At 61.3% G+C, this 7,206-nt stretch carries 8 protein-coding genes; all 8 read left to right on the forward strand.

What is annotated here, in order from left to right:
- A partial coding sequence (locus PHX69_RS14230) for a YebC/PmpR family DNA-binding transcriptional regulator (RefSeq protein ID WP_288044528.1) occupies positions 1–603 on the forward strand: 603 nt, incomplete at its 5' end.
- Complete coding sequence (gene purD, locus PHX69_RS14235) at positions 600–1,883, forward strand: phosphoribosylamine--glycine ligase (protein WP_288044530.1); 1,284 nt, start codon at positions 600–602, stop codon at positions 1,881–1,883. The genes PHX69_RS14230 and purD, both read left to right, overlap by 4 nt.
- Positions 1,880–2,821 carry an oxygen-dependent coproporphyrinogen oxidase gene (hemF, locus tag PHX69_RS14240; protein WP_288044532.1) on the forward strand — a complete coding sequence of 314 codons (942 nt, stop codon included), beginning with the start codon at positions 1,880–1,882 and terminating at the stop codon, positions 2,819–2,821. Before purD ends, hemF begins: the two co-directional genes overlap by 4 nt.
- Before the next feature lie 79 nt (positions 2,822–2,900).
- Positions 2,901–4,910 (forward strand): biofilm regulation protein phosphatase SiaA, encoded by a 2,010-nt coding sequence (gene siaA, locus PHX69_RS14245; RefSeq protein ID WP_353852419.1) that lies wholly within the window; start codon positions 2,901–2,903, stop codon positions 4,908–4,910.
- Between the two features lie 27 nt (positions 4,911–4,937).
- Entirely contained in the window at positions 4,938–5,492 is a 555-nt protein-coding gene (gene siaB, locus PHX69_RS14250; RefSeq protein WP_288044533.1) for a biofilm regulation protein kinase SiaB, read from the forward strand.
- 10 nt (positions 5,493–5,502) lie between these two features.
- Positions 5,503–5,892, forward strand: coding sequence for a biofilm regulation phosphoprotein SiaC (gene siaC / locus PHX69_RS14255; RefSeq protein ID WP_119012289.1), 390 nt, complete (start codon positions 5,503–5,505; stop codon positions 5,890–5,892).
- The gene (gene siaD, locus PHX69_RS14260) at positions 5,885–6,679 is read left to right on the forward strand and encodes a biofilm regulation diguanylate cyclase SiaD (protein ID WP_288044536.1); all 795 of its coding nucleotides are present in this window, start codon (positions 5,885–5,887) and stop codon (positions 6,677–6,679) included. The genes siaC and siaD overlap by 8 nt, the downstream gene beginning before the upstream one ends.
- Before the next feature lie 288 nt (positions 6,680–6,967).
- Positions 6,968–7,206, forward strand: a 239-nt coding sequence (locus PHX69_RS14265; RefSeq protein ID WP_288044539.1) for an RsfS/YbeB/iojap family protein, incomplete at its 3' end; no start/stop codon positions are given.

Genomic DNA, 7,206 nt, shown 5'->3' on the forward strand with positions numbered 1-7,206 from the left:
GGCGGTGACCTGGGCGCCAACCCGCGCCTGCGCCTGGCGGTAGAAAAGGCCAAGGCGGCCAACATGCCCGCCGACCGCGTCAAATACAACATTGACAAGGCCACCGGCAATGCCGAGGGCGTGTACTATGAGGAAATCCGCTACGAGGGCTACGGCATCGGTGGCGCCGCCATCATCGTGGACACCATGACCGACAACCGTGTGCGCACCGTGGCCGAGGTGCGCCATGCTTTCAGCAAGCACGGCGGCAACATGGGCACCGAGGGCTCGGTGGCTTTCCAGTTCAAGAACGTGGGCCAGATCATTTTTGCCCCAGGCGCCAATGAGGACAAGATCATGGAGGTAGCGCTCGAAGCGGGCGCCGAAGATGTCATCACCGATGACGACGGCACCCTGGAGGTGCTGACCGCCGCCACTGACTTTGAGGCCGTGAAAAACGCCCTGGAAGCCGCTGGCTTCACGCCCGACGCCGCCGATGTCACCATGCGCCCCGATGTCACCATCGAACTCACTGGGGAAGACGCCGTGCGTATGCAAAAACTGCTTGATGTACTAGAGGATCTGGACGACGTACAAGAAGTCTTCCACAACGCTGCACTATGAAGGTTTTAGTTATTGGCGGCGGTGGCCGCGAACATGCCATCGCCTGGAAACTCAGCCAGTCGCCCAAAGTCACGCGCATTTTTGTTGCGCCCGGCAACGGCGGCACGGCGCTGAACCCCAAGTTTGAAAACCTGCCCATCACCAACGTGGTGACCCTGCGCGAGTGGGCGCAAAAAGAAAAAATCGGTCTCACCGTGGTCGGCCCTGAAGCGCCACTGGCCGCTGGTGTGGTCGATGAGTTCCGTGCCCACGGTCTGCGTATTTTTGGCCCTACCAAGGCAGCAGCGCAGCTGGAAAGCTCCAAAGCCTTCTCCAAGGCATTCATGCGCCGCCACGGTATTCCCACGGCGGATTACGACACCTTCACCGATCCGACCCTGGCCCACGCTTTTGTCGATCGCCTGGGCGTGCCCATCGTTATCAAGGCCGACGGCCTGGCCGCAGGCAAGGGCGTGGTGGTGGCCATGAACCTGCAAGAAGCGCACGACGCCGTGGACTTCATGCTGGTGGACAACAAGTACGGCGTGACACATAACGAGGGCGGAGCCCGCGTTGTCATTGAGGAGTTCCTTGAAGGCGAAGAAGCCAGCTTCATCGTGCTGTGCGACGGCAAGAATGTGGCCGCCCTGGCCACCAGCCAAGACCACAAGCGCCTGAAAGACGGCGATGAAGGCCCCAACACCGGCGGCATGGGCGCGTATTCGCCCGCGCCGGTGGTCACTGCCGACGTGCATGCCCGCGCCATGCGCGAAATCATCCTGCCCACCATCCGTGGTATGGAAAAAGACGGCATTCCGTTCACCGGCTTTTTGTACGCTGGCCTGATGATCGATGCCCAGGGTCGCCCCAAGACGCTGGAATTCAATTGCCGCATGGGTGATCCCGAAACCCAGCCGATCATGATGCGCCTGAAAAGCGATTTGCTGGATCTGCTGGGTGCCGCCATTGACGGCAAGCTCGATCAGGTGGATTTGCAATGGGACCGGCGCCCGGCGCTGGGCGTGGTCATGGCTGCGCACGGCTACCCCGAAGACCCGCGCAAGGGCGACGCCATCACCGGCTTGCCCCCCGAGGCCGACGATGCCATGGTGTTCCATGCAGGCACCGTGCTCGAAGACGGCGTGGTGCGTACCAGTGGTGGCCGCGTGCTCTGCGTCACGGTGCTGGCTGACAGTGTGCGCTTGGCGCAGCAACGTGCCTACGACGTGGCACGCGGCATCCACTTTGATGGCGCCCAGTACCGCCGCGACATTGGCTACCGCGCCATCAAAAATCCATGACCCCGGCCTTCAATACCGAGAGCACCGTCGCGCAGGTGCGCCAGTATCTGGTGGGCTTGCAGGCACGCATCATCGGCGCGCTCGAAGCCATAGAGGGGCCAGAGGGTGCCCGCGCGGTGGTTGATCCCTGGCACAAGCCTGCGGGCGAGTTGCTGCAAGGCGATGGCATCACGCAAATCATCGAAGGCGGGCGTGTTTTTGAGCGCGCGGGCTGTGGCTTCTCGCACGTGCGCGGGCCGCAACTGCCGCCCTCGGCCACCCAGCACCGGCCCGAGCTGGCAGGTGCGCCCTTTGAGGCCATGGGCGTGTCGCTGGTGTTTCACCCGCGCAACCCTTACGTGCCTACCGTTCACATGAATGTGCGCATGATTGCCGCAGGCCACCCCGGCCAGGCACCCGTGTGCTGGTTTGGCGGCGGCATGGACTTGACGCCCTACTACGGCTTCGAGGAAGACGCGGTGCACTTTCACCGCACCTGCCACGGTGCGCTGGCTCCCTTTGGCGAGGACAAGTACCCACGCTTCAAGCAGTGGTGCGATGAATATTTCTTTTTGAAGCACCGCAACGAACAACGCGGCGTAGGCGGCGTGTTTTATGACGACTTTTCCGAGCTGGGTTTTGAACGCAGCTTGGCCATGACGCAGTCGGTCGGCGATGCTTTTTTAGATGCCTACCTGCCCATCGTGGAGCGACGCCAGCACATGGCCTATGGTGAGCGCGAGCGCGAATTTCAGCTTTACCGGCGCGGTCGTTATGTGGAGTTCAATCTGGTCTGGGACCGGGGAACGCACTTTGGCCTCCAGTCGGGCGGGCGCACCGAGTCGATTTTGCTGTCCATGCCGCCGCTGGCCAGTTGGTCGTACCAGCGCGTTCCCGCGCCTGGTTCGCCTGAGGCCGCCCTGACGCAGCACTACCTGCAGCGCCGCGATTGGCTCTGAGGTGCCTGGCCCGTGCCGGAGCATCTGCTTCAGCATGGGCCGCCACGCACAGCACCAGGCTTCACCCGGGATACACAACGTGAAACAGACAGCCACCTCCTGGATGGGGGGCCTTCGGGCCAAGTCGATGTTGGCCTTGGCGCTGGCGTGTCTGCTGGCTCTGCTGCCAGCGGTTTTGATTGGCTGGCAGGTACTCGATGGCGTGCGCAATTACTTTGGCGAGAACTACGCGCGCAACTACACCCAGCTCAAGCGGCAAAGCATTCTGGCCCCGGTGGCGCGCGAACTGGCACTGTCTTTGCGCCTGGCCGATTCGGTCGTGACGCGGCAATGGTTGCTGGACGAAGGCAATGCCGCCAAAAGAGCGCTGTTTTTTGAAGAGGCTGAGGGCTACCGCAAAGACTTTCGCGACCACGCTTATTTTTTGGCCAGCGTCGGCAGTCGGTACTTTTATTTCAATGACAACACCAAGCCGTTCAGTGATGGGCCCCGCTATACGCTGGATTTGACCCAGAAAAAAGACGCATGGTTTGCCGGCACCCTGAATCAAACCGGGAGCCACTACAACATCAACGTGGACGACAACGTCCAGTTGCAAACCACCAAGGTCTGGTTCAACGTCATTGTTCGCAGTGGCGATCGCAAGATCGGCGTGACCGGGGCCGGACTGGATTTGACGGGTTTTCTGAAAGACTTCATTGCCACCAGCGACCCGGGCGTCACCCCCATGATCCTGACGGCTGCCGGAGCCATCCAGGCCCACCCCAACCGCCAGCTGATTGCCATCAACATGGCGGGCCAGCGTGCCCAGCTGGCACAGACCTTGGCCGGGCAGTTGCCTGCGGGTGCGCAGCGCGATGCACTGGCGGCGGCCATGGCGCAGGCAGTGGCCCAGCCGGGCGAAGTACGCAGCTTCAAAGCCACGCTGGATGACAAGGTGCAGCTGCTGGCTGTGTCTTACATCCCTGAGCTGCAATGGCACATCGTCACGGCGGTGGATCTGAAGGCGGCCCAGGTGATTGACCAAGGCTGGCTGCGCGCCGTGATGGCCGCTGTGGCCGTGGTGCTGGGGGTGTTGCTGCTGGTGTTTGGCTACGCAGTGGAAAAACTGGTTCTGCAACCGGTGCGCAAGCTGCAGAAGTCGGCGTCGGCCATGGCACAGGGCGATTTCAGCGTCTCTTTGCCTCCCGATGGTCAGGACGAGCTGGGTGACCTGACCCGGGCTTTTGGCACCATGGCCCGCCAAATTCGCAGCAATACCGAAGAGCTGGAGCACAAGGTACAGGCCCGCACACTCGCTTTGGAAGAGGCCAACCGGGACATGCGGCGGGCACACCAGCAAATCAACGATTCCATCGACTATGCCAGCCTGATCCAGCAAGCCACCTTGCCCAGCCAGCAGCTGACGCAGCTGCTGGGCCCGCAGCAATTTGTGCTGTGGCGGCCCCGCGACGTGGTGGGCGGCGATTTTTATGTGTTCCGCGCCGAAGGGCAGCGCTATCTGCTGGGCGTGGTGGACTGCGCGGGCCATGGCGTTCCCGGTGCGCTGATGACCATGCTGGCGCGCTCGGCCCTGGACCATGCCATGGCGCACGTCGGCATCAGCGCACCGTCTGCCATCCTGAGCCACACCGACACCACCATGCGCGCCATGCTGCAACACAGCGAGTTGCCCCGCGCCATTGCCACCAACATGGACGTGGGCCTGGCCTGCGTGGATCGCGAGGCCCGCACCCTGCATTACGCCGGTGCCAAAATCAGCCTGTACTGGAGCGACGGCCAGACGGTGCACGAGGTCAAGGGAGGGCGCCGGGCACTGGGCGATCGGCGCCAGGGCAGCTACACCGACACCCAGGTAGAGATCGTTCCCGGCGCCACCTACTACCTGACCACCGATGGTTTTCTCGACCAGGCTGGTGGCGAGCTGGGCTACGGCTTTGGCGACACCCGCTTTGCCCAGCTGCTGCTGGCGCACGCCCGTTTGCCCATGGAGCAGCAGGCCAGCGCACTCAACCAGGTGCTGGAGGCGTACCGGGGCGACTACCCCCAGCGCGACGACATCACGCTGCTATCCTTTCGCATAGCCTGAAAATTGCCCCGCCACCACAGGATTTCCATGCAAGACATCAACCTATTTGAGCTTCGGGCCCACTTCAACCGCAGCAATATCCTGCTGTGCTTTAACGGCCCGATTTCGCGCAGTCTGATTGAAGAAATCGGCAACGCGCTGAAAAACTATCTGCAGGCCGACCAAGCCCAGCCCAACGCGGCCATGGATGTGTTCAGCGTTTACATCGAGATGACGCAAAACATCCGTCACTATGCCGTTGCCCACCAATACGATGACATCGACAGCTCGGCCACGGTGGTGGTGGCGCGTGACGATGAGCAGCATTACGTGGTGCAATCGGGCAACCTGGTGGAAAAGGCCGATGGCGAAGTCCTCATGGCCCGCATCCACGCCCTGGCCAGCATGGACAAAGCAGAACTCAAGGCCGCTTATAAAACCCAGCTGCGCCAGCCGCGCAGTGAATTGGCTGCCAGCGGTGCTGGCCTGGGCCTGATTGATATTGCCCGCAAATCAGTGCAACCCCTGAGCGCCACCCTGACCGAGCTGGATAACGGCCGCTGTTTTTTCAGCGTGCGCGCCGTGATCCAAAAAACCTCTTGATGAATCGACCATGAGCGATAAGAACAACATCTCTATTGCGGGAAGCCAATCTACCCCCAGCGTTACCGGCGACTGGGCGCTGGGCTTGTTGCGCATGCAGGGTGACTCGTACCCTGAGAACTCCTTTGAATTTTTTGGCCCCATCATTGACTGGCTGGAACGCTTTCTGAATGCCCCTCCAGCTCCTTTGCTGCGCCTGGAGCTGCGGCTGGTGTACATGAACACCAGCTCAGTCAAGGCCATGATGGACATCTTTGATCTGCTTGAAGATGCACACAAACAAGGTGGCAAGGTCTGCGTGGATTGGTATTACGACCCCCGCAATGAGCGCGTGGTGAATTTGGCCGACGAGTTTCGGGAGGATTGCAGTTTTCCGTTCCAGATTGCCGCAGATGCTTGAACGCCCGCGCCTGGCCCACGATGAGGATGAACTGATCGTTCAAGTCCAGGCGCTGCTGGCTGACCCGGCGCACCAGGGCAATCCGCTGCGCGAGCCCTTGGCGCATTTGCTGGGCTGCAACCAGGTGCACCAGGCGCAACTGCGCCGCCTGATCCGCATCTCTGATGGCTATCAGTACATCTCGCGGCGCCAGCAAGAAAGCCTGGAGCACCAGTACGACCGCCAATTGCACCGCCTGGAAAAATTGGCCCGCATCTCTGACCGCTACCAAAACAGCCTGCGCGAGTTGAGTGAAACCCTCAAGCAGGCCTCGCTGCACGATCCCTTGACTGGCTTGGGCAACCGCCGCTTTTTGATGGAGCGCCTGACGCAGGAAACCGAGCGCGCCAACCGCAAAGAATCCCCTTACACGCTGGGCATTCTGGATGTCGATCGGTTCAAGACCATCAACGACCGTTTCGGCCACGAAGCAGGCGACACTGCCCTGTGCGCCATCGCCCAGGCTATTGCCAGTGCGCTGCGGGAATACGATGTGTGTGGCCGCTGGGGCGGTGAAGAGTTTTTGATCCTGATGCCGGAAACGCCGCTGGATTTTGCCCGGCAGATTGCGCAGCGGGTTTCTCAGAGCATCAAGGCCATTCACCTCGAATTTCTGGACATCGGCATTTCTGCCAGCGTGGGCTTGAGTGTTTACCGCTTGGGCGAGCGCTTTTCTGACACCCTCAACCGCGCCGATGCGGCTTTGCTGCAAGCCAAAACCCATGGCCGTGACCGGATTGAAGGGTGAGGGCAGTCGCGGTACCCACGCCCATTGCGATAGCCACAACGCCCCGCCCAGAGAGCCAGTCTGTTGCCAAAAGCTATAATTTCAATAGCTGTAGGCGCACGTGTCCTGTGCGTTAGCACCTTAAAACATCTCTATGGAAACTCCGGTTTCCGTGGACACCAGCCCACCGTACCGAAAAGCAGCGACTGCCAGCGACACCGCGTGATACACGCCGGGGCAGTTGGTGCCCGGCGTTGCGCGCTATATTGGCTCCCATTGCTTTCCAATCACCTCCCACACCACAGTCTGATGACCACCACCTCCCAATCGGAATCCGCCGCCAAAAAAGACGTCACCAAACTCCAGCGCGCCATCGTTGACGGCCTGGAAGATGTCAAGGCGCAAGACATCCAGGTTTTCAATACCGAGCACCTGTCGCCGTTGTTTGAGCGCGTGATCGTGGCCTCGGGCACGTCCAACCGCCAAACCAAGGCATTGGCCGCCAGCGTGCGCGATGCCGTGCGCGAAGCCGGTTTCCCCAAACCGCG

It is taken from the genome of Simplicispira sp. (assembly GCF_028687295.1).
GTDB classification, from domain to species: Bacteria; Pseudomonadota; Gammaproteobacteria; order Burkholderiales; family Burkholderiaceae_C; genus Simplicispira; species Simplicispira metamorpha.